Origin of the sequence: Micromonospora sp. NPDC005324 (assembly GCF_040607155.1) — a bacterium.
Classification (GTDB): domain Bacteria; phylum Actinomycetota; class Actinomycetes; order Mycobacteriales; family Micromonosporaceae; genus Micromonospora; species Micromonospora trifolii.
The window spans coordinates 50,153-76,909 of sequence record NZ_JBEXGE010000005.1 but is presented as its reverse complement, the minus strand read 5'-3'; the positions used below and the strand labels follow the sequence as shown (position 1 = coordinate 76,909).

Sequence of the window (26,757 nt, the reverse complement as noted above, 5' to 3'; positions counted from 1 at the left end):
GTGGCCGACCGGGTCCTGCGGGTGAGCACCGCTGTGGTGCTCGTCGTCGGGCTGGCCCTCGCCGGAATCGCCGCCCGCGAGGAACCAGTCGAGCTGCTGTTCTACTTCACCGTGCAGGTCGACCTGGCCTACCTGGTGGTGTTGCTGGCCGGGTGCGGTGACCGGGTGCGCACCGCGCTCACCGTCTACCTCGTCGGCACCGCAGTGGTCTTCGTCCTCGTGCTGGCCAACCCGTGGAGCGGCTACGCCATGGTGGCGACTCCCGAGGCTCGGGGGCTGGCCTCCGACGCCGGCAACCTGCTGCTGCACGCCGTGGTGCCGCCACTGGCCGCCGCGCAGTGGCTCCGCCGCCGACCTCGGGCCGCGCTGCGTCCGGCGTACGCGGTCAGCCTGCTCGGCTACCCACTGCTGTGGCTGACGGTGATCCTGGTCCGGGGCGCCGTCGGCGGGGCCGAGGACCGCTACCTCTACCCGTTCCTCGACATACCCCGCCTCGGGTACCCCACCGTCGCCCTCAACGCCGTGCTCTTCGGCGGCACCCTGCTGCTGATCGCCCTGACCGCCGTCCACCTGAGCAGACGGAGCACCGGTTGACAGTGCCGGGTCAGGGTGCCCCCTGCGCGGACTCCAGGCCGCGTGTCAGCTGCCCCAGGTCGTGCAGACGCAGGTCGCCGTCGAGCCCCTTCAGCGCCGCGGTCATCGCGCCGGCCGCCCGCCCGGCCCGCAGGCCGACCTCGGCGTCCTCGACGACCAGGCAGCGCGCCACGGGTACGCCCAGCAGCGCCGCGCCCCGCAGATAGCCCTCCGGGTCCGGCTTGCCGACGCTGACGTCCTCCACAGTGACCAGCACCGGCGCCTTGATGCCGGCGGCGCCGAGCCGGGCCTCGGCGAGCCGCCTGTCGGCGCTGGTCACCACCGCCCAGGGCAACGCCACCCGGGCCAGCGCGTTCACCAGCTCGTGCGCCCCGGGGGTGGCCGTCACGTCGGACAGGTCGTCGTACTGCAACGCCAACTGCCGGGCCGCGGCAGCGGCGACCGCGGGCTCGTCGAGCGCGGGCAGGAGCCGACGGATGGTCAGGTCGGCCGGGCTGCCGTGCGCGATCGCCAACGCCGCCGCCGGGTCGACGGCGTACTCGGCGGCCCACCGCTCCCAGGCCCGCTCGACGGCGGCGTCGGAGTCGACCAGGGTGCCATCCATGTCGAACAGCACCGCGCCAATGCCTGCCAGGTCCACTACACACGCTCCCCGAACCGCTCCCCCCGCGAGGGTAGGGCTCCGCTACCGCGCTGCCCCTCAGGGTGCTCAGGTGCAACTCACGTTCGGTGCTGGTGGGCGCGGCAGGTTTCGAACCTGCGACCCCCCGCTTGTAAGGCGGGTGCTCTCCCACTGAGCTACGCGCCCGGATCGCCCGTGTGGCGGGCCGGTGGCTGGCAAGCTTACCTGCCCGCCACCGACCCGGGCGCACGGCGTACCCCGGTCAGCTGGTCGCTTCGGCGATGGCCTTGCGCCAGCCCTGCTGGTCGCGGGCCTCGCCCGGGCCGTTCATCTCGGCGAAGCGGACCACGCCGGCCCTGTCGATGACGAAGGTGCCCCGGTTGGCGAAGCCGGCCACGTCGTTGAGGACCCCGTACGCCTGGGCGACGGCGCCGTGCGGCCAGAAGTCGGCGAGCATCGGGAACTGGTAGCCCTCACGGTCGGCCCAGATCTTGTGGCTGTAGGCCGAGTCGACGCTGACGGTCAGCACCTGGACGTCGTCGTTCACGTACTCGCCGAGGTTGTCGCGCACCTCGCCCAACTCGCCCTGGCAGGTGCCGGTGAAGGCGAGCGGGTAGAAGACCAGCAGCACGGCGCGCCTGCCTCGGAAGTCCGAGAGGCGGACCTCCTGGTTGTTCTGGTCCTTGAGCACGAAGTCGGGTGCTTCGGCACCAACCTCGATGGGCATGTGAACTCTCCTCGCGTCAAGTCGGGTGACCGGCGCCAGCCTGCTACCCGGCGGAGGCGGACCGTCGGGCGAGCGGAGCGGCACCGGCTACTTCTTGGCCTTGGCCCCTCGACGCAGCACCAGACGTGCGCCGCTCCAGTCCCGGCCGGCGTTGACGGTCGAGGTCTGCTGAAGGCCGGCGGTGGGCGCGGACTCCGCGACCTCGCTCGGCTCGACGTGCCCCTCACGCCCCGCCTTCGGGGTGAGCAGCCACACGACGCCGTTGTCGGCCAGCGGGCCGAGGGCGTCGACGAGCAGCTCGAAAAGGTCACCGTCGCCGTCCCGGTACCAGACCAGCACCGCGTCGACCACCTCGTCGGTGTCCTCGTCGACCAGATCTCCACAGCGGTCGGTCAGGGCGTCTCGGAGATCCTGGTCGACGTCGTCGTCGTACCCCATCTCCATGACGACCATCCCCGGTTCCATTCCGAACCGGTCCGCCAGGCTGCGTACCCCGTCGGCGGCCTGACCAGCGGTCGCGCTCACTGTCGCGTGCCTCCTCATCTCGTCCCTGCTCGCGGCGTCGCTGCGACGCCGTCAGGCAGAGTCCACACAGTTGTTGGTCTGCGCGCAAGTGGCGCACCGGGTGGAACGGAATTTACCGTGCCAGCAGCGTACGGGCACCGTCGGTAATGGCTTCCGCGGAGACCAGTACGTAACGTGCTGCCGGACCTAATGGTACAAACGAGTCAACTCCCGCCACTCGACGTGCGGCACCGACATATCCGGCGTCGACCAGCGCGGCGATCACGCCCTCGCCGACCCCGCCGGAGCGGCGCGTCTCGTCGACCACCAGCACCCGGCCGGTCGCCGAGGACTCCCGGATGATGTCGGCCACCGGCAGCGGAGCCAGCCAGCGCAGATCCACCACGCGCGTGCCCACTCCCTCCTCGGCGAGGGCGGCCGCGGCCCGCAGCGACATCCGTACCCCGTTACCGAAGGTGATGATGGTGAGGTCGTCCGCCGAGCCGACCCGGTAGACCCTGGCCCGCCCGATCGGCACGTGCCCGGCCACCCACCCGCCCGGCTCCGGATAGCCGGCCAACCACTCGCCGTCACCATCTGCGTACAGATCGCGGGTGTGGTAGAGCGCGATCGGCTCCAGGAACACGCAGACACTGCCGTCCATCGCCGCGCTCGCCAGACAGGTCCGCAGCATGGGCGCGGCGTCGTCCGGCCGTGCCGGCACCGCGACCACCAGACCGGGCACATCCCGGAGTACGGCCACCGAGTTGTCGTTGTGGAAGTGCCCGCCGAACCCCTCCTGGTACGCCAGGCCCGCCACCCGGACCACCATCGGGTTGCGGAACGCCCCCTGCGAGAAGAACCGCATGGTGGCCGCCTCGCCGCGCAGCTGGTCCTCGGCGTTGTGCAGGTACGCCAGGTACTGGATCTCCGGCACCGGCAGCATCCCGGCCAGCCCGGCGCCGAGGCCCAGCCCGAGCACCGACGTCTCGTCGAGCAGGGTGTCGAAGACCCGCGCCGCCCCGAACCGGTCGCGCAGCCCCTTCGTCACCCCGTACACGCCGCCCTTGGCGGCCACGTCCTCACCGAAGAGCGCCATCTGCGGGTGGTCGAGCATCCCGTCGGCGAGTGCGGCGTTGATGCTCTGTGCCAGGGTCATCGGCCCGGCCAACTCCGGCGGCTTGCCGCCGAACGCCTCCGCGCGGGCGCCCGCGCCCGGCCCGCTGGCCCGCGCCGCGGCGTCGGCCACCGCCCGCGCCACCCGCACCGGACGGCGGGGCGCCAGCGCCGACACCACGTCGGCCGCCGAGGCCAGTTTCGGCTCGCCCAGCACCTCCTCGGCCAGCCGGCGTACCTGCCAGCCGGTCTCGTCGTAGCGGGCCAGCAACTCCTCGCCGGTCGCCACGCCGGCGTCGACCAGCAGCCGCGCGGTGGCGGCCACCGGGTCGGAGTCCAGGTCCTCGGCCAGCTCGGCCGGGCTGCGGTACGCCGACTCCGCGTCCGCCCCGGCGTGCCCCATCAGCCGCACGGTGCGCAGGTGCAGCACGGCCGGCCGCCGGTTGCGGCGAACCCAGGCCGCGGCCTCCGCCGCCACCTCGTACGTCCGCACCGGGTCGGCCCCGTCCGCGCTGAAGTAGCGGATGCCCGGCTTGGCCCGCAGGGTCGCCTCGACCCAGCCCTCCGGCGAGCGGACGCTGATGCCCAGCCCGTTGTCCTCGCAGACGAACAGCACCGGGATCCGCAGCCCGGCGTGGTCGTACCACCCGGCGGTGTTGAAGGCGGCGGTGGCGCTGGCGTGGTTGACCGAGGCGTCGCCGAAGGAGCAGACCACTATCGCGTCCGGTGGCCAGAGGGCGTGCGTGGCGCCCGCGCCGCTGCCGACCCGCACCCCGGCTCCGGTACGCCGCCCGGCGCTGTCCAGCCGGCGCAGCCGCTCCACTGCCAGTCCCATCCCTACCGCGCGAGGCAGGTGCGAGGCGATGGTGGAGGTGGTCGGCACGATGGCCAGGTCGGCCCGGCCGAACACCTTGTGCCGGCCGCCGGCGATCGGCTCGAGGCTGGACGCGACCATCCCGCGCAGCACGTCCCGGGCCGCGTCGGCGTACGTCCCGAACCCGTTGGCGGCCACTGTCGCCGCTGTCGGTTCGGTCCCGGCGGGCTCCGATCCGGACACCTGCGGATCGGCGGTCGGCTCGGGGTCTCGGGTCGATGCGCCGTCGACGGTCGACGCACTGTCGGCGGACGGCTCGGAGTCGGTGGCCGGCGTTGGGTCGGCGGCGGCCTGGGCGGCGCGGAGGCAGTAGAAGGCGCCCGAGCGGTAGTGCAGCAGCGCCGGATCGGTGGGACGCAGCGCGGCGGCGACCGCGGCGTTGCCCTCGTGCCCGGCCGAGCCGATGGTGTAGAAACCCTCCCCGAAGCTGCGCAACCAGTGGCCGGCCAGGTCGAGCTGCCGGCTGGTCACCTGCGCGTCGAACAGGTCCAGCACCTGCGCGCCGGTCAGCGGGGCGTCGTCGGTGACCGGGTCGGCGGGGTCACGCCGCCGCTCGGCGGCAGGCAGCGCCGCCAGCGTCTCCCGGAACCGGTCGTCGAGATCTTGCGGGGTGGTCACGTCGGACAGCATTACCGACGGAAGCCCTGCTCGCCCAGTGGGACACGGCCGGCAGGGGTGCGCTCACTCCGGCCCGAAGGACTCCGGACAGCCACCGTCGGACACCTTCCAGACCAGCTCACGAAGGGTGCTCAGCTCGTCGTCGCTCAGCCCGGACAGGAGTCGGGAGTCGGACATCACCTCGATCACCCGGGCCCGCACGACGCGGCCCTCCTCGGTCACCAGCAGCGTCTTCTGCCGCCGATCCGTCGGGTCGGTGCGGCGCTCGACCAGCCCGGCCTGCTCCAGCTTGTCGACCAGCACCGTCACGTTCGACCGGTCGCAACCCAACTGATCGGCGAGGTCCCGGGCCGGCAGCGGGTGGTCCGGGTCCAACTCGCGCAGTGCCCGGGCTGCCGCCGGGGTGAGCCCCCACTCGGCGAACGCGGTGCCCTGCTGGTGTCGTAGAGCGTCGGTGACATGGGCCATCCGCCGCACCACGTCGACGGCGAGGCCGGCGCGATCCGCCGGCCCGCCCACTGCGGAACCCACCTGCCGCGTCACGACCACATCGTACGCAGCACGGGCCACTGCCCTCCTGCGCCGCGGGGGGAGAGGGTCAGGCGGGGAGGAAGGAGAGGCGGACCTGGCGGGTCGGGTTGTCGCCGTTGGTGTCGACGAGGCAGATCGACTGCCAGGTGCCGAGCGCCAGCCGACCGCCGAGCACCGGCAGCGTGGCGTACGGCGGGACGAACGCCGGCAGCACGTGGTCGCGGCCGTGGCCGGGCGAGCCGTGTCGGTGCCGCCAGCGGTCCTCGGTGGGGAGCAGGTCGTCCAGCGCGCTGAGCAGGTCGTCGTCGGAGCCCGACCCGGTCTCGATGATCGCCAGGCCGGCGGTGGCGTGCGGCACGAAGACGTGCAGCAGCCCGTCGCCCTCGCCCGAGACGAACTGCTGAGCCTCCGCGGTGATGTCCCGGACGGTTGGTCGGGACCCGGTCTGGACGGTGATCACGTCGCTGCGCATACGTCGCATTCTGCCGCAGGGTGCGGTCAGGAGCTGCCGCCACCGCCACCGGAGTCGCCGCCGCCGGACGAGCCGCCACCGGAGTCACCGCCGGACCAGCCGCCGCCGGAGTCACCGCTGGACCAGCCGCCGCCGGAGTCACCGCTGGACCAGCCCCAGCCGGACCAGCCTCCGCCGGAGTCGCCGCCGCCGGCCGGCTCCGTACCGTCGGAGTTGTCGTGGTCGCCGTCGCGCTGGCGGCCGACGTGTCCGCTCCCGGCGTCGCCGGCGGGCATCGGGTAGAAGCCGTACCCGCCGCCGTCCGAGTCTGAGCGGCGGGAACGACGTCCAGCCTGGCCCTTCAGACGGGCCGCGCGGACCGCGTCCCGCAGCAGGCCCGCGCCGAGCACGGCCACCAGGGCGCCCAGGGCCACCAGTCCGACCATCGGCAGGTTGCCGGAGGCGAGGGCGACCGCGCCGATGACCAGGCCAACCACCCCGACAACGATCATGCTCGCGGCGACCGCGACACGGCGTCCGTTCATGGCGGTAACGGTAGGAGTGGTGGTCAAACCGCTCAGGTCTCAGCCGGCCGTCGCGCTAAGTTACCGACGGGTACCTGTGTTCAGCATCGCGTCGGGGGGACCTAGACGTGACGACGGGTGCCACCAGGGGGCAGGATGGCGCTAGAGACCTATCCCACACACAACCGAGGGAACGCCTGTGGCTACGGAACGCAAGCGCCCGGTGATCAGCGACGGCCTACCGAGCCAGCTTCCGGACATCGACCCTGAAGAGACCAGCGAATGGGTCGAGTCGCTTGACGGTGTCATCGACGAACGCGGCGCCAAACGCGCCCGCTACGTCATGCTGCGCCTGCTGGAGCGGGCCCGTGAGCGCCAGGTCGGGGTTCCGCCCCTGACCACCACCGACTACATCAACACCATCCCGTCGGAGCGCGAGCCCTGGTTCCCGGGTGACGAGCACGTCGAGCGGAGGATCCGGGCGTACGTCCGGTGGAACGCCGCCATGCTGGTGCACCGGGCGCAGCGCCCGGAGATCGGTGTCGGCGGGCACATCTCCACCTTCGCCAGCTCGGCGTCGCTCTACGAGGTGGGCTTCAACCACTTCTTCCGGGGCAAGAACCACCCGGGCGGTGGCGACCAGATCTTCTACCAGGGCCACGCCTCCCCCGGCATGTACGCGCGGGCGTTCCTGGAGGGGCGGCTCAGCGAGCACCAGCTCGACGGGTTCCGCCAGGAGCTGTCGCACCCCGGTGGTGGGCTGCCCTCGTACCCGCACCCTCGGCTGATGCCGGACTTCTGGGAGTTCCCCACCGTCTCGATGGGTCTCGGCGGTCTGAACGCGATCTACCAGGCCCGGTTCAACAGGTACCTGCAGCACCGCGGCATCAAGGACACCTCCCAGCAGCACGTCTGGGCGTTCCTGGGCGACGGCGAGATGGACGAGCCGGAGACGCTCGGCGCCATCGGCGTCGCGGCCCGCGAGGAGCTGGACAACCTCACCTTCGTGATCAACTGCAACCTCCAGCGGCTGGACGGCCCGGTCCGGGGCAACGGCAAGGTCATGCAGGAGCTGGAGGCGTTCTTCCGGGGTGCCGGCTGGAACGTGATCAAGGTCGTCTGGGGCCGTGAGTGGGACCCGCTGCTCGCCGCCGACACCGACGGCGCGTTGACCAACCTGATGAACACCACGACCGACGGCGACTACCAGACCTACAAGGCGGAGTCCGGCGCGTACGTGCGGGAGCACTTCTTCGGCCGTGACGCACGGACCCGCAAGATGGTCGAGCCGCTCAGCGACGACGAGATCTGGAACCTCAAGCGGGGTGGGCACGACTACCGCAAGCTCTACGCGGCCTACAAGGCGGCCACCGAGCACACCGGTCAGCCCACAGTCATCCTGGCGAAGACGATCAAGGGTTGGACCCTCGGCTCGCACTTCGAGGGCCGCAACGCGACCCACCAGATGAAGAAGCTGACGCTGGAGGACCTGAAGACCTTCCGCGACCGGCTCTACCTGGACATCCCGGACTCGGCGCTGGAGGACAACCCCTACCTGCCGCCGTACTTCCACCCGGGCGAGAAGTCCGAGGAGCTGGCGTACCTCAAGGAGCGGCGCGAGCAGCTCGGCGGGTACCTGCCGTCCCGGCGGACCAGCACGAAGCGGCTGACCATCCCCGGCCCGGAGCGGTTCGCCGACGTCAAGCGCGGCTCGGGCAAGCAGAAGGTGGCCACCACGCAGGCCTTCGTCCGTCTGCTCAAGGACGTGATGAAGGACAAGGAGTTCGGCAAGCGTTGGGTGCCGATCATCCCGGACGAGGCCCGCACCTTCGGTCTCGACTCGATCTTCCCGACCGCGAAGATCTACTCGCCGCACGGCCAGCGCTACACCTCGGTCGACCGCGAGCTGTTCCTGTCGTACAAGGAGTCGACCTCCGGGCAGATCCTGCACGAGGGGATCAACGAGGCCGGTTCGGTGGCCTCGTTCACCGCTGCCGGTTCGGCGTACGCCACGCACGACGAGCCGATGATCCCGATGTACATCTTCTACTCGATGTTCGGGTTCCAGCGGACCGCCGACGGGCTGTGGGCAGCGGCCGACCAGATGGCCCGGGGCTTCCTGCTCGGCGCCACCGCCGGTCGGACCACGCTCAACGGTGAGGGCCTTCAGCACGAGGACGGGCACTCGCTGCTGATCGCCGCGACCAACCCGGCGGTGGTGGCGTACGACCCGGCGTTCGCGTACGAGATCGCGCACATCCTGGAGCAGGGTCTGCACCGGATGTACGGAGACGCGCAGGAGAACGTCTTCTACTACCTGACGGTCTACAACGAGCCGACCCTCCAGCCGGCCGAGCCGGCCGACGTGGACGTGGAGGGCCTGCTCAAGGGCATCTACCGCTACTCGCCGGCACCGCAGGTCGACGGCCCGAAGGCCAACCTGCTCGCGTCGGGCACCGGGATGCAGTGGGCGCTCAAGGCCCAGCAGTTGCTCGCCCAGGACTGGGGGGTGGCCGCCAACGTCTGGTCGGTGACCTCCTGGACCGAGCTGCGCCGCGACGCGGTGGAGACCGAGGAGTACAACCTGCTCAACCCGGGCGCCGAGGCGAAGGTTCCGTACATCCAGCAGAAGCTGGCCGACGCGGACGGGCCGAAGATCGCGGTGAGCGACTTCATGCGCGCGGTACCGGATCTGATCGCCCGCTGGGTACCCGGCGACTACACGTCGCTCGGCACCGACGGTTTCGGCATGTCGGACACCCGGCACGCGCTGCGCCGGCACTTCCACGTCGACGCGGAGTCGATCGTGGTGGCAACGCTGCGGCAGCTCGCCCGCAGCGGCGCGGTGGCGACCACGGTGCCGGCCGAGGCCGCGAAGAAGTACGCGATCGACGACGTCAACGCCGCCCCGGTCGGCGAGACCGGCGGCGACAGCTGACCCCGCACCACTGAGGAGGGCCCGGCGCATCGCGCCGGGCCCTTTTCGGTGTACGGAGCGGCGGTGGTCCGGGGGCCCTGGCGGGGATCCGGACCACCGCCGTCGCGGGTGACGCCGGGAGGATGGGCGCTCGTCAGCCGACGGCGGCCAGGTCGGTGAGCCGGGCCAGCGAGTCCTCCAGGTCGGCGCCGACCCGACGCAGTCCGAGGCGCAGCAGGGCCGCCTTGACCGGGCCGGCCGGCCAGCGGACCACGATGAGGCGCACTATCGTCCCGCCCTCCTCCTCGTCTCCGGTGAGCTGGACGTAGATCTCGGTGCGCGCCTCCGCCCGAGATCCAGCACCCTTGGCCCGTTCCCGCCAGCCGATCAGCGTCGGTTCCTGGTAGGCGATCACCTCGGCCTCATGCGCCGAGCCGCGCCCCGCCTGGACCAGTTGCCGCCGCCCGAAGCCCTCTCCCGAGAGCACTTCGGCCGCGCGGACCCCGGCCAGCCAGGCCGGCAACTGCTCGGCCCGCTGCACGACATCCCAGACCACTTCAATTGGCGCCGCCACGTGCGCACTGCGTTCCACGAGGATCATTTCCGTCTTTCCTCCGGTGAGGACATCCCACGATATCGGCACTCTATGCGCTAAATCGGACTTACCTGGACGGGTTCGGAAAAAGACACGCCGATCAACCATTGCGGAATGCGCCAGGCCGGCCTATGGCGCATTCATCGAGAGCGCCCTAAAGTCCCGAGCACGTTTCACGTTGACCGGGAGGGCGCATGTCGACCGCACCGATGCCCCAGTTCCCCACCGGCTTCCGCTGGGGCGTCTCCACATCGGCCCACCAGATCGAGGGCGCCACCACTGCCGACGGCCGAGCTCCGTCCATCTGGGACACCTTCGCGCGCTCCCCCGGGCGGATCAGCGACGGCAGCAGCGGCGAGGTGGCCTGCGACCACTACCACCGGCACGCCGAGGACGTGGCGCTGCTGGCCGGTCTGGGCGTCTCCGCGTACCGGTTCTCCATCGCCTGGCCCCGGGTCCAACCCACCGGCGCCGGGCCGGCCAACCCGGCCGGCCTGGACTTCTACGACCGCCTGGTGGACGAGTTGCTGGCCGCCGGTGTCGACCCGGTGGCCACCCTCTACCACTGGGACCTGCCGCAACCCCTCGAGGACGCCGGCGGCTGGCTGCACCGCGACACCGCCGCCCGGTTCGCCGAGTACGCCGAGAAGACCGCCGCCCGCCTCGGCGACCGGGTCCGGCTCTGGATCACCCTCAACGAGCCGTTCATCCACATGAGCCTCGGCTACGGCATGGGTGTGCACGCACCCGGCCGGATGCTGCTGTTCGACGCCTTTCCGGTCGCCCACCACCAACTGCTCGGTCACGGGCTCGCGGTCGCCGCGCTGCGCGCCCACACCGCCAGCCCGGTGGCGATCGCCAACAACTACTCGCCGGTGCGGGTGCTCGGCGACAGTGACGCCGACCGGGCCGCCGGTGCGGCGTACGAGGTGCTGCACAACCGGCTCTTCACCGATCCGCTGCTCGGCCGCGGCTACCCGGAGCTGCCCGGCTTCGACGGAAGCGTCATCCACCCCGGCGACCTCGACACGATCGCCGCGCCGATCGACGTGCTCGGGGTCAACTACTACAACCCCATCGGGGTACGGGCGGCCGAGGAGGGTTCACCCCTGCCGTTCGACCTCGTGCCGCTGGACGGCTACCCGCGTACCGCCTTCGACTGGCCGGTGGCCCCCGACGGGCTGCGCGAACTGCTCGGCTGGCTGCGCGACACCTACGGCGACGCACTGCCGCCCATCGAGATCACCGAGGGCGGCTGCGCGTACGACGACGCGCCCGACGCCGACGGGCAGGTGGCGGACCCGGAGCGGATCGCTTACCTCGACGGGCACCTGCGGGCGGTCCGGGCCGCCATCGACGACGGGGTGGACGTCCGCGGGTACTTCGTCTGGTCGCTGCTGGACAACTGGGAGTGGGCCGAGGGGTTCACCAAGCGCTTCGGGCTGGTGCACGTCGACTACGCCACCCAGACCCGTACGCCGAAGTCGTCGTACACCTGGTTGCGCGACGTGATCGCGGCCAGCCGGCCGGGGTCGACGCGGTGACCACCCTCGACCCGACGCCGGCGTCGCTGCCGGCGGCGCTCGCCGAGCCGACGGTGCCGGTGCGCCGCGGCTGGATCGGTTTGATCTTCGCGGCCAACCTCGGCGTGTGGATGGCGTTCTTCACGCCCATCCAGGTGCTGCTGCCGCAGCAGATCGAGCAGATCGCGCCCGGCGACAAGGAGAACATGCTGGCCGTGGTCACCGGCCTCGGTGCGCTGGCAGCGGTGCTGGCCAACCCCCTGGCGGGCGCGTTCTCCGACCGGACCTGCCTGCGGATCGCCGGCCGCGAGTTCGGTCGTCGGCACGTCTGGACGGCGGGCGGGGCCGTGCTCGGCGCGGCGGCACTGGTGCTGCTGGCCCAGCAACGGACCATCCTCGGGGTCGCTCTCGGCTGGGTCGCCGCGCAGGTCTGCTTCAACGCGATGCTGGCCAGCCTCAGTGCCGCCATCCCGGACCGGGTTCCGGTGACGCAGCGCGGCGGGGTCTCGGGTTGGGTGGGCATCCCGCAGGCGCTCGGGCTGGTGCTCGGCGCGGTGCTGGTCACCGCAGTGGTCACCGGCAACGCCGCCGGCTACCTCGCCATCGCCGTGGCCATCCTGCTGCTGTCGCTCCCGTTCGCGCTGCTCACCCCCGACGAACCGCTGCCGCGTGCCCATCGGCCCGTGGTGCGCACGCGGGCGCTGCTGGCCTCGATGTGGATCAGCCCGCGTCAGCACCCGGACTTCGCCTGGGCCTGGATCACCCGGTTCCTGGTCCAGCTCGGCAACGCCCTCGGCACTCTCTACCTGCTGTACTTCCTCACCGACGGGGTGCGCCACCCCGACCCCGAGGGCGGCCTGCTGGTGCTGATCCTGCTCTACACGCTCGGGATGATGCTCACGGCTGTGGTCGCCGGCCGGCTGTCCGACCGTTCCGGCCGCCGCAAGATCTACGTGATCGTCTCCGGGCTGATCATGGCGGTGGCGGCGTTGCTGCTCGCGGTCGCGCCGGTCTGGCCGATGGCCGTCGTCGCGGCGCTGCTGCTCGGCGCCGGCTACGGCGTCTACCTCTCGGTGGACGCCGCGTTGATCACCCAGGTGCTGCCCCGGGCCACCGACCGGGCCAAGGACCTGGGCGTCATCAACATCGCCAACTCGGCGCCGCAGGTGCTCGGGCCGGCGCTCTCCGCCCCGCTCGTGGTGTACCTGGGCGGCTATCCCACGCTCTACGCGGTCACCGCCGTCGTCACACTGCTCGGCAGCGCCCTGGTCGTCAAGATCCGCTCAGTGCCCTAGGGGGCGGTGGCGGAAAGCAGTCGCGTACCGCCGTAGGCTGGGGGACGTGACAGTACGTGTGCGATTCGCCCCTTCCCCGACCGGTATGTTCCACGTCGGCGGCGCCCGTTCGGCGCTGCAGAACTGGATCTACGCCAAGCAGCAGGGCGGCGTGTTCGTGCTGCGCATCGAGGACACCGACGCGGCGCGCAACAAGCCCGAGTGGACCGAGGGCATCCTCTCCGCGCTGGACTGGATCGGGATCTCCCGGGGCAGCTACGAGGGCCCGTACTTCCAGTCGGCGAACGCCGGTGAGCACCGGGCCGCCGCCGCGCGCCTGCACGACTCGGGCCGCGCCTACTACTGCGACTGCACCCGCGAGGACGTGCAGGCCCGCACCGGCTCGCAGTACCAGGGCTACGACGGCTACCACCGCGACCGCGGCCTCGGCCCCGGCCCGGGTCACGCGCTGCGCTTCCGTACGCCCGACGAGGGCGCGACAGTGGTGGTCGACCTGATCCGTGGCGAGCCCACCTTCGAGAACAAGCTCATCGAGGACTTCGTCATCGCCCGGGGCGACGGCTCGCCGGTCTTCCTGCTGGCCAACGTCGTCGACGACATGACCATGGGGATCACCCACGTGATCCGGGCCGAGGAGCACCTGCCCAACACCCCCAAGCAGCAGCTGCTCTGGGAAGCCCTCGGGGTCAAGCCGCCGATCTGGGCGCACGTGCCGGTGGTGGTCAACGAGAAGCGGCAGAAGCTCTCCAAGCGCCGGGACAAGGTCGCCCTGGAGGCGTACCGCGACGAGGGCTACCTCGCCGGCGCGATGCGCAACTACCTCATGCTGCTCGGCTGGGCCCCCTCCGGCGACCGGGAAATCGTGCCCTGGTCGGTCATCGAGGACGAGTTCCGGCTGGACGAGGTCAACCTCTCCTCGGCGTTCTTCGACGAGAAGAAGCTGCGCGCGTTCAACGGCGAATACATCCGCGCGCTGCCGGTGGCCGAGTTCATCGACGCCTGCCAGCCGTGGCTGACCGGCACCGGGACCATCGCGCCGCCGCCGTGGCAGCCGGAGGAGTTCGACGCCGACGCGTTCGCCGCCGTGGCGCCGCTGGCCCAGACGCGGATCGCGGTGCTCAGCGAGATCGTGCCGAACGTCGACTTCCTCTTCCTGGCCTCGCCGCTGATCGACGAGGCCGCCTGGACCAAGACGATGAAGGACGGCTCCGCCGAGCTGCTGGACGACGCCGTCGCGGCGTTCGAGGCGCTGGAGTCCTGGAACGCCGAGTCGTTGAAGTCGACGCTGGAGGCGGTCGGCGCCGAGCGGGGCCTCAAGCTCGGCAAGACACAGGCGCCGGTACGGGTCGCTGTCACCGGCCGCACCGTGGGTCTGCCGCTGTTCGAGTCGCTGGAGGTGCTCGGTCGCGAGCGCACCCTGACCCGGATCCGCGCCGCCCGCCTGCGCCTGGTCTGACGGCAACAAGGCCGGCCAGCCCAGCCCTGTCGATCATGGAGTTGTGGTGCCTGATTTGGCATCTCGCAGGTGATTTGTCATCCACCACAACTCCATGATCGACCAGGCCGGTCATCAGGTGTTGCGTCGGCAGCGGAACACGAGGCCGGCCCCTAGTGCGGCGAGCAGCAGCAGGCCGCCGAGCGCCCAGATCCACCAGCGACCGCCGGAATCGGACTGCTCCGACGCCGCCGGCACCGTGGAGGCCGTCGAACTGCCGGGTGTCGCCGACGCGGGCCCGGCGGAGGGTACGCCGACGGCCGAGGGCGAACCGGTCGGGCTGGCGCTGGCGGCGGCCGGCGGCGAGGCGGACGGGTCGGCGGCGGTGCCGGTGGTGAGGGTGAACCGCACCTCCCCCTTCACCGGATGCCCGTCGGACGACGTGAGCTGGTAACCGACGATGTAGAGCCCGGCGGCGGCCGGCTTGAAAGGCACCCGTACTCGACTGCCGTCGAAGGCGGGAGTCCCGCCAGCGACCACATTGTCCGGTCCGGTTATTGTGATCTTCGTCGTAGTCGCCGACGGCTTGGCGAGGAACCGCAGCTCGACCCGGGCGGGTGCCGACGCCACGCGGGCGCCGTCGCGCGGGTTGCTGCCGGTCAGCTCGTTGTGGGCGGCGGCCGGTGTCGCCGGCACCAGAAACGACACACCGAACGCCACGCCGAGCACCACTGGCATGACCCGCACCGTACGTGTAACCCTGCCCCCCATGAACCCCTCCGTAAGGGTACGATCCGCCCGCTGATCAAACGGCTCCTCATTAGTCGAGCAGAGATCGCAGATAGTTCCAAATACTGTTCCGAAAGCTGCAACTTATCGACGTTCTGCGGAGTCTGTAGGAGTGGACGCGACCGTCTGGTCGATGCCGCACCGGCAGATCGGTCCAGACGTCACGACGAAGCCATCCATCGAACGGGGCGAGGAGGCGGGATGGTCCGACACATGAGGCGGTTGGCCGCCGTGTTGGCGGGCACGCTGGCGGTGGCACTGCTGTCGCTTGGCACCGCCGGCTCGGCCTCGGCGGCGCCGAAGCCGGCACCCGCCGCAGTGGACATCACCGGCACGGGGCTGTCCGCACCGCTGCGGTTGCACGCGGACAAGGAGCCCGCCCTCGTGGGCGCGGTCATCGACCAGGTCAACTTCCTCGCTCGCACCGGCATGCCGACCGGTCCGAAGGCAGCCAACCTCGGTCCGAAATACACTGTCGTGGTGCTCGCCGGCGAGACGCCGAAACAGACCTACGACCTCTATCCCAAGGCGATCGGCGGCCCCCGCGTCTACCGGCCGGCGAAGCAGCCGGACGGCCGCAAGACCAGCGCCGGCTGGTTCCTGGGTCGGCTCAGCATGTCCGAGACCCTGCGCACCGCCGGTGTGCCGCTGGAACGGCAGTTCGACACTGTCAGTGGCGGCGCGGGCGGCGGCGAGCGAGTTCTCCCGGAGGACACACTCGACCCGGCGAAGGACCTCGACGAGGCGCTCGGCGACCTGCAGCGCCTGCTGCTGCTCAACGTCGGCGTGATGCTGACCATCACGGTCGGCCTCGCCGGGATCGCCCTGCTGATCCGCCGCCGCACCCGCTGACCCGACGCACTCCGCTAAGCCGACGCACCCGCTGACCCGGCGCACTCGCTGACCTGCGGGTGCGCCGGCGGTGTTCAGCACCAGCGGCGCGGTGGGCGCTCCCGGCGGGTGGCCCGCGGCCGCGGTCGGACCGCGCCGTGCCGATGTGCCCCGGCCCAGCCGGGAAGTTCGCTGAGGCAACCAGCGGGAACGTCCAAGTCGGGCTCGGCGAGGCCGGCGGGCTCGGCGGAGCGCTGACGCGGCAGCACGGGCTCGTCATCGACGCGCCCGTGCAGTGGCTCCACCGGGTGCGATGGTGAGCCGCCGACCGGCCGGCGGTGCTTGCCAGCCGCCTGCGGGTCGTGGTGCCCCGGCCGGCAGGGCTCGCCCTGGGCGCAGCCGTTCTCGGCCTCCCCGTGCGCCATCCCCGGTCTCCTCACGCTCGCCTCGCCCTCGGGTGCTCTCCCCGAGGTGCCCTGTCACCGTACTGGCCGGGACCGACGGGCCGCGCGCAGCGTACCCAGGGTCCGGACCGGCCGGGCCTCGAAGACGCCGCCGAGCGCGGAAGCCGGTTACGCAGTTCACAGCCTCTTTTCGTGCCGTTCACCCGGCGCGTCACGGCCGAGGGCGCTCCCACGGTCGAGACGTGTCCGCGTACCCCTTTCGGTGCATGGCGGTGCGGTCGAGGTCCTCCCCGGGTGGGAGTCGGGCGGGCGACGGCTGTGGTGGGATCGGGGCATGCGTGCGCCACCATGGCTCGACTCCGGCACTCTCGGCCGCGACCTCGTGCTGGCTGGCGCGTCGCTGGCCGGTGGTCTGGCGCTGTACGCCCTGGGTTGGCAACCGCAGGTCCGCCCGGACGCGAACGTGCCGTCGGCCTTGTTCCTGCCGCCGCTGGTGGCGGTCTGCGTCGCCGTCGGCATGCGGCGGGTCGCACCGCGCGCCAGCCTGGCCGTGGGGACCGGCGCGCTGGTGGTCGACACGGCGCTGGGCAGTTCGTTGGGCACCGTCCTGGTCTACACGCAGGTGCTCTACGACGCCTGCGTGTACGGCCCGCCCCGGCTGTGGCGGTGGTTGCTACGGATCACCGTGGCGCTGAGCCTGCTCGGGGTGGTCGGCGGCGTGCTCGGGTACGGCCATTGGCGAGGGGCGGCGCTCGGGGTGCTGGTGGTGCTCGCCGGGCTGCTGCCGGTCCTGACCGGCATCAGTGTGCGGCAGTACCGCGATCAGGCCGCCGCCGAGCGGGCGCGGGCCGAGCAGACCGCCCGGCTGGTCGAGTTGGATCGTCGGCAGGCGGTCAGCGCCGAACGGGCCCGGATGGCCCGGGAGCTGCACGACGTCGTCGCGAACCACCTCAGCGCGGTGGCCATCCACGCCACCGCCGTGCTCTCCGTGCCCGGGTTGGATCGCGGTCAGGTCGAGTCGGCGCTGCGGGTGATCCGGGAGAGCAGCGTGCAGGGCCTCGCCGAGATGCGTCAGATGATCGAGGTGCTGCGCGAGCCCGGGACCAGCGCCGGCCCGGCCACGCCGGAGGTGGTCACCGCCCGGCTGGCCGAGGCGGACGGACTGGTCGAGCGGGTCCGGGCGGCCGGCCTCGCGGTGCGGGTCCGGACCGATGGCACACCGGGCGCGCTGCCGGTGGGGGTGGACCTCGCCGCGTACCGGATCGTGCAGGAGTCGCTGACGAACGCGCTCAAGCACGGTACGGGTGAGGCGGAGCTGACGATCGCGTACCGACCGGCCGAGGTGGTGCTGACTGTGGAGAACCCGGTGCGCCGGGGCGGGGCCGGGCTGCCGGGCGCCGGTGCCGGGCTGATCGGCATGCGGGAGCGGGCCACGCTGCTGGCCGGCCGGTTCACCGCCGGACCGCACGACGGCCGCTGGCAGGTGCGGGCGGCCCTGCCCACCGGGGAGGGCGGGTGACCGGGCCGGCGCGGCCACCTGACGACGCGGGCGCGGCGACGGTACGGGTGGTGCTCGCCGACGACCAGCCGGCGGTACGGGCCGGACTGGCCCTGATCCTGAACGGCTCACCGGGCGTCGAGGTGGTGGGCGAGGCGGCCGACGGCGACGCGGCGGTGCGCCTGTGCCGGGAGCTGCGCCCCGACGTGGCGGTGCTGGACGTGCGGATGCCGCACCGGGACGGGATCTCCGCGACCCGGGCGATAGTCAGCGACGGGCTCGCCGACGTCCTGGTGCTCACCACCTTCGACCTCGACGAGTACGTCTTCGGGGCGTTGCGGGCCGGCGCGGCCGGGTTCCTGCTCAAGGACACCGACGCCGACGGCCTGGTCAACGCGGTGCGGACGGTGGCGCGGGGCGACGGGTTCATCGCGCCCACAGTGACCCGCCGGTTGATCACCGCGTTCGCGGCAACCGCGCCCGGCGCGTCGGCGGACGCCCGTGCCGCGCTGGGCACCCTCACCCCGCGTGAGCGTGACGTGCTGGCCTGCCTCGGGTTGGGTCTGTCCAACCAGCAGATCGCCGATCGGCTGGTGCTGGCGGAGAGCACCACCAAGACCCATGTGAGCCGGATCCTGGCGAAGCTGGACCTGCGCAGCCGGGTGCAGGCCGCGATCCTGGCACAGGAAGTGGGCCTGCCCGCGCCCCCGCAGCCGTGAGACGGGCGCCGACGGTGGTCGGCGGACCGGTGCCGGCGTGGTTGGCCTGCTCACGACGTGTCAGGCTAGGGCGGTGAGCACGCCGGGCGGTGGGGAACTGTCGGCCACGCTGCGCCGGATCGAACGATCGGCGGGAGCGCTGGCCACCTCCAGCGTGGCCCGGATGGACGAGACGCTGCCCTGGTTCCGGGCGCTGCCGGCCGACCAGCGCTCCTGGGTGATGCTTGTCGCCCAGGCGGGCGCGAGGTCGCTGGTGCAGTGGCTGCGCGAGGGCGGCGGCACGGCGGACAGCACCCAGGAGGTCTCGGACGAGGTCTTCGCCGCCGCACCGCAGGCGCTGGCCCGGTCGATCACCCTCCAGCAGACCGTGGCGTTGATCAAGGTGACGATCGACGTGGTCGAGGAGCAGGTGTCGCACCTGGCCGCCGAGGGCGAGGAGCAGCAGCTGCGCGAGGCGGTGCTGCGCTTCTCCCGGGAGATCGCGTTCTCCGCCGCCCGGGTGTACGCGCGGGCCGCCGAGTCGCGCGGGGCCTGGGACGCCCGGTTGCAGGCGTTGCTGGTCGACGCGCTGTTGCGCGGTGACTCCCCGGACGTCCTGGCCAGTCGGGCCGCCGCGCTCGGCTGGGCGGACGCGCCGCCGGTGGCGGTGGCGGTCGGTCGGTCGCCCGGCGGCGAGGTCTCAGCGGTGCTGCACGTGGTCTACCGGCAGGCCCGCCGGATCGGCGTGGAGGTGATCGGCGGCGTCCACGGCGACCGGCTGGTGATCGTGCTGGGCGGCGCACCGGACCCGCTGACCGCCACGGCGAAGCTGCTGAGCGCGTTCGGGGACGGCCCGGTGGTGGTCGGTCCCGCCGTACCGAGCCTGGACGAGGCGACCGAGTCGGCGCGGGCGGCGCTGTCCGGTTTTCGGGCCGCGCCGGCCTGGCCCAGCGCGCCCCGGCCGGTGCCGGCCGCGGACCTGCTGCCGGAGCGGGCCCTCGCCGGCGACGCTGAGGCCCGTCGGCGGCTACGTCACGATGTGTACGCGACTCTGGTGCGTGCCGGCGGGGAACTGCTGGCGACCCTGGACGCCTTCCTGGCCGCCGGTGGCACGCTGGAGAGCGCGGCCCGGGCCCTGTTCGTGCACCCGAACACGGTGCGTTACCGGTTGCGCCGGATCGCCGAGGTCACCGGGTTCTCGCCGCTGTCGCCGCGCGACGCGTTCGCCCTTCAGGTCGCGCTGACAGTGGGTCGGTTGGATCCGGTCGCCCCGCTCGCCTCGCCGGTCCCGACTCAGACAATGACCCCGGCAACTCGGAAATCCGCCCAAACTGAGGATGATCCCCGCCGATCTTTGTAGGAAACCTCCAAAGGTCCTAGTACGGTTTGGTCGAAGGCGGCACAGCGTTGCCCGCCTTTATCCGGGAGAGTCATAGGCGTGCTCGCCGTACTTAGTCCCGGCCAGGGTTCTCAGAAACCCGGCTTCCTGACCCCCTGGCTCGACCTGACCGGCACCGAGGCGCGACTGCGCGAGTGGTCGGCGTTGGCCGGGGTCGACCTGCTGCACCTGGGCACCGCCGCCGACGCCGACGAGATCAAGGACACCGCCCGCACCCAGCCGCTGCTGGTCGCCGCGGCGTTGCTCGCGGCCGAACACCTGCCGCTGGACGGCGTCGGGCTCACCGCCGGCCACAGCGTCGGCGAGTTGGGTGCCGCCGCCCTGGCCGGTGTGCTGTCGGCCGACGCCGCGATCACCCTGGCCGGCGTACGCGGCCGGGAGATGGCCGCCGCGTGCGCGCTGGAGCCGACCGGAATGGCCGCGGTGCTGGGTGGTGACCCCGACGAGGTGATCGCCGCGATCGAGGCGAACGGGCTGTACCCGGCCAACCGCAACGGCGCCGGGCAGATCGTCGCCGCGGGCGCCCTGGACGGCCTCGACAAGCTCGCCGCCGCGCCGCCCGCCCGGACCCGGATCATCCGACTCCAGGTGGCTGGCGCGTTCCACACCCCGTACATGGCTGCGGCCGAGACCGCGCTCGCCGCGGAGGCCGCCGGGATCACCCCCGGCGACCCGGCCCGGACCCTGCTGTCGAACCTCGACGGCACCGCTGTCGACAACGGCGCGGCCATGGTGCAACGCCTCGTGCGTCAGGTCACCGCGCCGGTGCGCTGGGACCTGTGCATGCGTACGCTGGCCGACCTCGGGGTCACCGGCGTGATCGAACTACCCCCGGCCGGCACCCTCGCCGGCCTGGTCAAGCGGGAACTCAAGGGCGACGGCGCCCCGGAGATCGTCACCCTCAACACCCCGGACGACCTGCCGGCCGCACGGGACCTGATCGCCCGTATCGGAGGTCGTTCATGACTGGCAGTCGCATCGTCTCGATGGGGCACTACCAGCCCTCCCGGGTGGTGACCAACGACGACATCGCCCAGCTCGTCGACACCAACGACGAGTGGATTCGCGACCGGGTCGGCATCGTCAGCCGGCGGATCGCCGACAGTGAGACGGTCGCCGACATGGCCGCTGCGGCCGCCGGCAAGGCGCTGGCCAACTCGGGCCTGACCGCCGCCGACATCGACCTGGTCGTGGTCGCCACCTGCTCCTCCATCGACCGCAGCCCCAACGTGGCCTGCCGGGTCGCCGCCAAGCTGGGCATCACCGCCCCTGGCGCGTTCGACCTCAACACCGCCTGCTCGGGCTTCGCGTACGCGCTGGGCACCGTCGACCACGCCATCCGGGCCGGGGCGTCGCGCAACGCGATCGTCATCGGCGCGGAGAAGCTGTCCGACTTCACCGACTGGACCGACCGCTCCACCTGCATCATCTTCGCCGACGGGGCCGGCGCCGCGGTGGTCTCCGCGACCGCCGACGACGAGCCGGCCGGAATCGGCCCGGTCGTCTGGGGTTCGGTGCCGGACAAGAGCGACGCGGTCCGCATCGAGGGTTGGCGCCCGTACATCCAGCAGGAGGGGCAGGCGGTGTTCCGCTGGGCCACCACCGCGATCGCGCCACTCGCGCTGCAGGCCTGCGAGCGGGCCGGGGTCGACCCGTCGGAGCTGGCCGCCTTCGTGCCGCACCAGGCCAACGCCCGGATCATCGACGGCATCGCCAAGCGGCTCAACATCCCCGACGCGATCATCGCGAAGGACATCGTCGAGTCCGGCAACACCTCCGCGGCGAGCGTGCCGCTGGCCCTGTCCAAGCTGGTCGAGCGCCGGGAGGTGCCCTCGGGCGCACCGGTGCTGCTGTTCGGCTTCGGCGGTGGCCTGACCTACGCCGGTCAGGTCGTCCGCTGCCCCTGATGACCCCCTCGGGCGCGTACGCGTCCAGGAGCGGCGGTCGGCGACGCCGACCGCCGGAGAACCCCGATGAAAGGAACCAACCGCAATGACCCGTGACGAGATCACCACCGGCCTCGCCGAGATCCTCGAAGAGGTTGCCGGGGTGAACCCGGACGACGTGGCCGAGGGGAAGTCCTTCACCGACGACCTCGATGTCGACTCGCTCTCCATGGTTGAGGTCGTGGTCGCGGCCGAGGAGAAGTTCGGCGTCAAGATCCCGGACAACGAGGTGCAGAACCTCAAGACCGTCGGCGACGCTGTCAGCTACATCGCGGCGCAGTCCTGATCATGACTCGTCCTGACGTCGTCGTCACCGGGCTCGGCGCGACGACCCCGCTTGGCGGGGACGTCGCGTCGACCTGGGACGCAATGCTCGCCGGCCGCTCCGGGGTGAGTGCCCTCACCCAGGAGTGGGCCGGGCAACTGCCGGTCCGGATCGCCGCCCAGTTGGCCGTGGAGCCGTCCGAGGTGCTGGACCGGGTCCGCCTGCGCCGCCTGGACCGTTCCGAGGCGATCGCGATCATCGCGGCGCAGCAGGCCTGGGCGGACGCCGGGCTCGCCGGCTCCGACCTCGACGGTGAGCGGTTGGCCGTCAGCGTCGGCTCCGGCATCGGCGGTGCCACCACACTGCTCGCCCAGGACGACATCCTGGAGGCATCCGGGCCACGGCGGGTCTCCCCGCACACCATCCCGATGCTGATGCCGAACGGTCCGGCCGCCTGGGTCGGGCTGGAGCTGGGCGCCAAGGCCGGCGTGCACTCGGTGGCCAGCGCCTGCGCCACCGGCGCCGAGGCGATCGCCCTCGGCCTGGACATCATCCGCTCCGGCCGGGCCGACGTGGTGGTGGCCGGCGGCACCGAGGCGGTCATCCACCCGCTGCCGATCGCCGGCTTCAGCTCGATGCGGGCCATGTCGACCCGCAACGACGACCCGGAGCGGGCCTCCCGCCCGTGGGACCGGGGCCGGGACGGCTTCGTCCTCGGCGAGGGCGCCGGCATCGTGGTGCTGGAGCGGGCCGAGCACGCCGCGGCCCGGGGCGCCCGGGTGTACGCGCGCCTCGCCGGAGCCGGCATCACCTCCGACGCGTACGACATCGTGCAGCCGCACGCCGAGGGCGAGGGCGCCATCCGGGCCATCGCCAAGGCGATCGCCGACGCGGACGTGGCGAAGCGGGACATCGTGCACGTCAACGCGCACGCCACCTCGACCCCGGTCGGGGACATGCTGGAGATCGGCGGGCTGCACAAGGCGCTCGGCGACCACCCGGTGCTGTCCGCGACGAAGTCGATGACCGGTCACCTGCTCGGTGCGGCCGGTGCGCTGGAGTCGATCGCCACCATCCTGGCGATCCGCGACAGTGTCGTCCCTCCGACGATCAACCTCGACGACCCGGACCCAGGCCTCACCCTGGATGTCGCCGCGCACAAGGCCCGCCACATGGAGATCCCGGCCGCGTTGAACAACGCGTTCGGCTTCGGCGGCCACAACGTGGCGCTCGTCTTCGCTCGTCCCTGAGATCCTCCGCAAGGCCCCTCCTCTCGTCGAGGAGGGGCCTTGCGTCGTTCAGCCCCGGTTGCGCGGGTGCTGTTTCGCTGTGCGCTCGTTGCCGTGGCGGTAGTTGCCCGTCCAGCGGGCCATCACCAACTGCGGATCGTCGTCGACCTCGGCCAGGAACTCCGCGGCCCGAGCGCCGCGCAGCGTGCCGGCGACCCGGCCGTGGTGGGTGATCACCACAGTGCCGTCCGCCCGTTGCTCGTGCCGGAATCCTGCTGCCGCTCCCATGCGGTGAGGCTGTCAGACCGACCGGGGCGGTGGCGACCCGATTTCCGTCGCGCGGGCACCGGCCGGCGGCTGAGTCCGTGCCCGGCCGGTCAGGTCCGACAGGTCGTCGCGGGCAGTCCGGGAACGGCCACCGGGGACCGGCCGCCCGGTCGGGCCTTGCCGGCGATCACCGCGGCCAGGGCGGTCATCGACGCCCGGCTGGAGGAGTACGTCGCCAGCAGCGTCGGTGACTTCGCGTCGGCCAGCACGTACGGGGTGTCCATGGCGACAGTGACCGCCGCGTCGGCGCGCAGGTCCTTGGCACCGTCGCCGTAGCCCACCAGGTGCACTACCGTGCCGCCGCTGGGCTTCACCTGGACCCCGGCGGCGGTCAGCGCGGCCGTGAGCGTGGCCCGGGTGCCGTCCCGACCGCCGGACGAGGTGACGGTGACCGGCCCGCGTACCGCTGGGCCGCAGGCGCCCCGCAGCACTGTGACGGCGGCGGCGGCCAGCGCCTCGGCCGCCGCCCGGTGCGCCGGGGTGTTGAGCGTGGACATCTGCGCCGCCGGCAGCTCAGCGAGCTGGAACTTCATGGTCAGCACCCGGGTCACCGCCTCGACCAGCCGGGTCCGGGGCAGCGATCCGCCGCGCAGCGCGGCGAGCAGCCCGTCGTACGCCTGACCGACGTTCGGGGTCATCAGGATGAGGTCGTTGCCGGCGTTGAGCGCCCGGACCGCCGCCTCGCCCGGGGCCCAGCGCTTCGCGGGCGGCATGTTCATGCCGTCGGTGATCACCACGCCCTTGAAGCCGAGTTGGCCGCGCAGCACGTCGGTGAGCAGCTTGTGCGAGAACGTCGCCGGGGTTCCCGGGTCGATCGCGCGCGCGTCAAGGTGACCGGACATCACTGCCATCGCGCCCGCGTCGATCCCGGCGGTGAACGGCGGCCACGCGCCGCTCTGCAACGCCGCGGCGGACTGGGTGAGCACCGGAAGGTCCTGGTGGGAGTCGTCGGCGCTGTGGCCGTGCCCGGGGAAGTGCTTCAGGGTGGCCGCGACCCCGACCGCCTGGAGGCCACGGACCGCGCCGCCCACCTGCGCGGCGGCCTGCTTCGGGTCGGCGCCGTACGACCGGGAGCCGATCACGGTGCTGCGGGTGGCCAGCACGTCTGCCACCGGGGCGAAGTCGATGTTGATGCCCATCGCGGCCAACTCGGCGCCGGCGGCCCGCCAGGCGGCCTCGGTGAGCTTCGGGTCACCGGCCGCGCCGGCCGCGAGGGCGCTGGGCAGCACTGTGACGCCGTCGGTCACGCGGGTGACGACGCCGTACTCCTGGTCGGTGCCGATCAGCAGCGGCGCGGAACCGGCGGCGAGCCGACCGGCGGCGGTACGCAGCCCGGTGGTGAGCTCGTGCACCTGCTTGGGGTTGTCGACGTTCGTGGTCTCCTGGTTGCCCTTGGTCGGGTCGTCGGCGCTGAAGCCGACCAGGATCAGACCGCCCAGCCGGTACTTGGCGATCATGTCGGCGGGGGTGTCGACCCCGGCGAGGGCCTGGTTACCGGCCGCCGAGCCGGCGGAGACCTTCGTCGCCGAGTCGCCGTAGGCGTACGGCATCAACACCTGGCCGACCAGGTCTTCGTCGGACAGCGTCGCCACCAGCGCGGCAGCGCGGCTGGCGGGGTCGCTGGCCGGCGGCGCGGCCGGGACGCTCGGGCCCGCGGACGTGCCGACCGGGCTGGGCGTCGGCGTGGGGCGCTCCGGGTCACCTGAGCAGCCGGAGACGAGCAGGGCGGTCAGGGCAGCGACAGCGACACTGGCGCGCCACGGGCGATTCGACACGCCGCCCATCCCACCAGCTTCTCCCTTATCGGGGCAACTTGACCTTACCGGTCGTCAGCGGCGCGACGGCTACGGCCAGCGGGCCCGCCGGCCGGGTCAGCCGACCCGAGTGAGCAAGGTCACCGGGGCGCCGTCGCCGGCGTACCGGTAGGGCTCCAGGTCAGCGTCCCACGCCGTGCCGAGCGCCTTGTCCAGAGCGTGCGCCAGCGCCTCGGGAGCCCGGGAGGCCGCCATCAGCGCCCGGAGTCGGTCCTCGCCGAGCTGGATGTCGCCGGCCACGCCGACCGTTGCCCGGAATAGGCCACGGGCTGGCACGTACATGAAGCGCTCACCGTCGGCACCGGGACTCGGCTCCTCGGTGACCTCGAAACGGATCATGGGCCACTGCCGTAGGGCAGCAGCCAGCTCGGCGCCCGTCCCCGGACGACCGGTCCACCCGCACTCGGCCCGGCGTGCGCCGGGGTCGACGGGCTGAGCCGTCCACTGCAGGTTGACCGGCGCGGCTAGGACGCGCGCGATCGCCCACTCGACGTGTGAGCACACGGCGAGCGGGGTCGAGTGGACGTATACGACGCCACGCGTTGGCACGGTGACCTCCCGGAGAGCGAGGTGCGTCTTCCCCTACGACCTCGTCCACCCAGGTGGCTGCTGCAACACATGATGACTCCTGTGACGCGTGGTGCGCCAGGGAATCGGAAAAAACGCCGGGTGGAATAGCCGGACGGGTGGTCGCCGTTGCCTCTCAGGACACCGCGACGACCAGCATGATGTCGTGGTCCTGTACAGTTCCACCGGCGGCTTATGCCGCGTTACACCTTCGCGGGTCGAGTCACGTACGACCCGCACACAGCCCCCGGACGTCCAGTCCTCCCGTACGTCTTGCAAGGAGTACCTCCGTGGCGAGCAACACCTCTAAGACCGCGCGCGCGTCCGTCCGGGCCGGCCAGGCTGGCCAGGGTGGCGCCCTCAGCGTGCTGGGCGAGTTCAAGTACCTCATCCCGCTCAACGGCGGCAAGCACGCCTACGTGCGGAACCTGACCAACGGCAAGACCGCGCACCTGCGCACGGACTCCGACGCCTTCGTCGAGGAGATCCGCGTGCTGGCCGCCGCCGGCCACGCCGCCAAGATCCGGGCGGAGATCAACAACCTGGCTACCACCCACCCGGGTGACGGCTGGGAGGCCACCGAGAAGCGCCTGGTCGCGGCCGGCGTCTTCGAGGGCTGAGCCCTCCCCCACCGCACCAACTGACCGCCCGCCGGGACTTCCCG

General features: G+C 72.1%; 26 protein-coding genes, 1 tRNA gene and 1 pseudogene. 14 read left to right on the top strand and 14 right to left on the bottom strand.

The annotated features are described in order from the left end of the window. Complete coding sequence (locus ABZS40_RS06915) at positions 1–594, top strand: Pr6Pr family membrane protein (protein ID WP_354942415.1); 594 nt, start codon at positions 1–3, stop codon at positions 592–594. Positions 595–604: 10 nt separating this feature from the next. Here ABZS40_RS06915 and ABZS40_RS06910 read toward each other — a convergent pair whose 3' ends face one another. The 8 genes from ABZS40_RS06910 to ABZS40_RS06875 form a co-directional block, all read right to left on the bottom strand. Further along, positions 605–1,234: an HAD-IA family hydrolase gene (locus ABZS40_RS06910; RefSeq protein WP_354942414.1), complete on the bottom strand. Its 630-nt coding sequence runs from the start codon at positions 1,232–1,234 to the stop codon at positions 605–607. A 93-nt stretch (positions 1,235–1,327) separates the two neighbouring features. Continuing rightward, positions 1,328–1,402, bottom strand: a tRNA-Val gene (locus ABZS40_RS06905). 76 nt (positions 1,403–1,478) lie between these two features. After that, positions 1,479–1,943, bottom strand: a complete 465-nt coding sequence (locus ABZS40_RS06900; protein ID WP_354942413.1) for a peroxiredoxin — start codon at positions 1,941–1,943, stop codon at positions 1,479–1,481. An 87-nt stretch (positions 1,944–2,030) separates the two neighbouring features. Next, positions 2,031–2,468 (bottom strand): DUF3052 domain-containing protein, encoded by a 438-nt coding sequence (locus ABZS40_RS06895; protein WP_354942412.1) that lies wholly within the window; start codon positions 2,466–2,468, stop codon positions 2,031–2,033. A gap of 112 nt (positions 2,469–2,580) precedes the next feature. Further along, a complete protein-coding gene (locus ABZS40_RS06890; RefSeq protein WP_354942411.1) occupies positions 2,581–5,067 on the bottom strand; it encodes a thiamine pyrophosphate-dependent enzyme in 2,487 nt (828 codons plus the stop codon). A gap of 51 nt (positions 5,068–5,118) precedes the next feature. Further along, the gene (locus tag ABZS40_RS06885) at positions 5,119–5,523 is read right to left on the bottom strand and encodes a MarR family transcriptional regulator (RefSeq protein ID WP_354942584.1); all 405 of its coding nucleotides are present in this window, start codon (positions 5,521–5,523) and stop codon (positions 5,119–5,121) included. Between the two features lie 130 nt (positions 5,524–5,653). Further along, a complete protein-coding gene (locus tag ABZS40_RS06880; protein WP_354942410.1) occupies positions 5,654–6,058 on the bottom strand; it encodes a YjbQ family protein in 405 nt (134 codons plus the stop codon). Between the two features lie 26 nt (positions 6,059–6,084). After that, positions 6,085–6,582, bottom strand: a complete 498-nt coding sequence (locus tag ABZS40_RS06875; RefSeq protein ID WP_354942409.1) for a hypothetical protein — start codon at positions 6,580–6,582, stop codon at positions 6,085–6,087. A gap of 178 nt (positions 6,583–6,760) precedes the next feature. On the opposite strand from ABZS40_RS06875, the gene aceE reads away from it, so the two are divergent. After that, a complete protein-coding gene (aceE, locus tag ABZS40_RS06870; RefSeq protein ID WP_354942408.1) occupies positions 6,761–9,499 on the top strand; it encodes a pyruvate dehydrogenase (acetyl-transferring), homodimeric type in 2,739 nt (912 codons plus the stop codon). 133 nt (positions 9,500–9,632) lie between these two features. On the opposite strand, the gene ABZS40_RS06865 is transcribed toward aceE, so the two are convergent. Further along, positions 9,633–10,079, bottom strand: a complete 447-nt coding sequence (locus ABZS40_RS06865; protein WP_030488771.1) for an SRPBCC domain-containing protein — start codon at positions 10,077–10,079, stop codon at positions 9,633–9,635. A gap of 188 nt (positions 10,080–10,267) precedes the next feature. On the opposite strand from ABZS40_RS06865, the gene ABZS40_RS06860 reads away from it, so the two are divergent. The 3 genes from ABZS40_RS06860 to gltX are packed head-to-tail and all read left to right on the top strand — an operon-like array spanning position 10,268 to position 14,347. Beyond that, the gene (locus ABZS40_RS06860; RefSeq protein WP_354942407.1) at positions 10,268–11,617 is read left to right on the top strand and encodes a GH1 family beta-glucosidase; all 1,350 of its coding nucleotides are present in this window, start codon (positions 10,268–10,270) and stop codon (positions 11,615–11,617) included. After that, positions 11,614–12,891: an MFS transporter gene (locus ABZS40_RS06855; RefSeq protein ID WP_354942406.1), complete on the top strand. Its 1,278-nt coding sequence runs from the start codon at positions 11,614–11,616 to the stop codon at positions 12,889–12,891. The genes ABZS40_RS06860 and ABZS40_RS06855 overlap by 4 nt, the downstream gene beginning before the upstream one ends. A 46-nt stretch (positions 12,892–12,937) precedes the next feature. Further along, positions 12,938–14,347, top strand: a complete 1,410-nt coding sequence (gene gltX, locus ABZS40_RS06850) for a glutamate--tRNA ligase (protein WP_354942405.1) — start codon at positions 12,938–12,940, stop codon at positions 14,345–14,347. Between the two features lie 114 nt (positions 14,348–14,461). Here gltX and ABZS40_RS06845 read toward each other — a convergent pair whose 3' ends face one another. Further along, positions 14,462–15,064 carry a copper resistance CopC family protein gene (locus ABZS40_RS06845; protein WP_354942404.1) on the bottom strand — a complete coding sequence of 201 codons (603 nt, stop codon included), beginning with the start codon at positions 15,062–15,064 and terminating at the stop codon, positions 14,462–14,464. A 252-nt stretch (positions 15,065–15,316) separates the two neighbouring features. Here ABZS40_RS06845 and ABZS40_RS06840 point away from each other — a divergent pair, with 252 nt between their 5' ends. After that, entirely contained in the window at positions 15,317–15,967 is a 651-nt protein-coding gene (locus ABZS40_RS06840; RefSeq protein WP_354942403.1) for a hypothetical protein, read from the top strand. Positions 15,968–16,041: 74 nt separating this feature from the next. On the opposite strand, the gene ABZS40_RS06835 is transcribed toward ABZS40_RS06840, so the two are convergent. Next, complete coding sequence (locus ABZS40_RS06835) at positions 16,042–16,371, bottom strand: hypothetical protein (RefSeq protein ID WP_354942402.1); 330 nt, start codon at positions 16,369–16,371, stop codon at positions 16,042–16,044. Positions 16,372–16,684: 313 nt separating this feature from the next. Between ABZS40_RS06835 and ABZS40_RS06830 the strand changes: the two genes are divergently transcribed. The 7 genes and pseudogenes from ABZS40_RS06830 to fabF all read left to right on the top strand — a co-directional run bounded on the left by ABZS40_RS06830 (position 16,685) and on the right by fabF (position 23,406). Beyond that, on the top strand, positions 16,685–17,869 hold the full coding sequence (locus ABZS40_RS06830) for a histidine kinase (protein WP_354942401.1): 1,185 nt from the start codon (positions 16,685–16,687) through the stop codon (positions 17,867–17,869). Continuing rightward, on the top strand, positions 17,866–18,567 hold the full coding sequence (locus tag ABZS40_RS06825) for a response regulator transcription factor (protein ID WP_354942400.1): 702 nt from the start codon (positions 17,866–17,868) through the stop codon (positions 18,565–18,567). The genes ABZS40_RS06830 and ABZS40_RS06825 overlap by 4 nt, the downstream gene beginning before the upstream one ends. A gap of 37 nt (positions 18,568–18,604) precedes the next feature. Beyond that, positions 18,605–19,906: a helix-turn-helix domain-containing protein gene (locus tag ABZS40_RS06820; protein WP_279616386.1), complete on the top strand. Its 1,302-nt coding sequence runs from the start codon at positions 18,605–18,607 to the stop codon at positions 19,904–19,906. Positions 19,907–19,984: 78 nt separating this feature from the next. Next, positions 19,985–20,893: pseudogene (locus ABZS40_RS06815) on the top strand (ACP S-malonyltransferase); the annotation flags it as partial. Positions 20,894–20,907: 14 nt separating this feature from the next. Further along, positions 20,908–21,852, top strand: coding sequence for a beta-ketoacyl-ACP synthase III (locus tag ABZS40_RS06810; RefSeq protein ID WP_238680308.1), 945 nt, complete (start codon positions 20,908–20,910; stop codon positions 21,850–21,852). Between the two features lie 85 nt (positions 21,853–21,937). After that, positions 21,938–22,177 (top strand): acyl carrier protein, encoded by a 240-nt coding sequence (locus ABZS40_RS06805; RefSeq protein WP_030330276.1) that lies wholly within the window; start codon positions 21,938–21,940, stop codon positions 22,175–22,177. 2 nt (positions 22,178–22,179) lie between these two features. Continuing rightward, a complete protein-coding gene (gene fabF / locus ABZS40_RS06800; RefSeq protein WP_354942399.1) occupies positions 22,180–23,406 on the top strand; it encodes a beta-ketoacyl-ACP synthase II in 1,227 nt (408 codons plus the stop codon). Between the two features lie 48 nt (positions 23,407–23,454). On the opposite strand, the gene ABZS40_RS06795 is transcribed toward fabF, so the two are convergent. From ABZS40_RS06795 to ABZS40_RS06785, 3 genes are all read right to left on the bottom strand, one after another. Continuing rightward, positions 23,455–23,673, bottom strand: coding sequence for a hypothetical protein (locus ABZS40_RS06795; RefSeq protein WP_238687213.1), 219 nt, complete (start codon positions 23,671–23,673; stop codon positions 23,455–23,457). 89 nt (positions 23,674–23,762) lie between these two features. After that, entirely contained in the window at positions 23,763–25,496 is a 1,734-nt protein-coding gene (locus tag ABZS40_RS06790) for a glycoside hydrolase family 3 N-terminal domain-containing protein (protein WP_354942398.1), read from the bottom strand. An 87-nt stretch (positions 25,497–25,583) separates the two neighbouring features. After that, complete coding sequence (locus ABZS40_RS06785; RefSeq protein ID WP_091409261.1) at positions 25,584–26,075, bottom strand: DUF3145 domain-containing protein; 492 nt, start codon at positions 26,073–26,075, stop codon at positions 25,584–25,586. A 308-nt stretch (positions 26,076–26,383) separates the two neighbouring features. On the opposite strand from ABZS40_RS06785, the gene ABZS40_RS06780 reads away from it, so the two are divergent. Then, positions 26,384–26,713: a hypothetical protein gene (locus ABZS40_RS06780; protein WP_354942397.1), complete on the top strand. Its 330-nt coding sequence runs from the start codon at positions 26,384–26,386 to the stop codon at positions 26,711–26,713. The last annotated feature ends 44 nt before the right edge of the window (positions 26,714–26,757 follow it).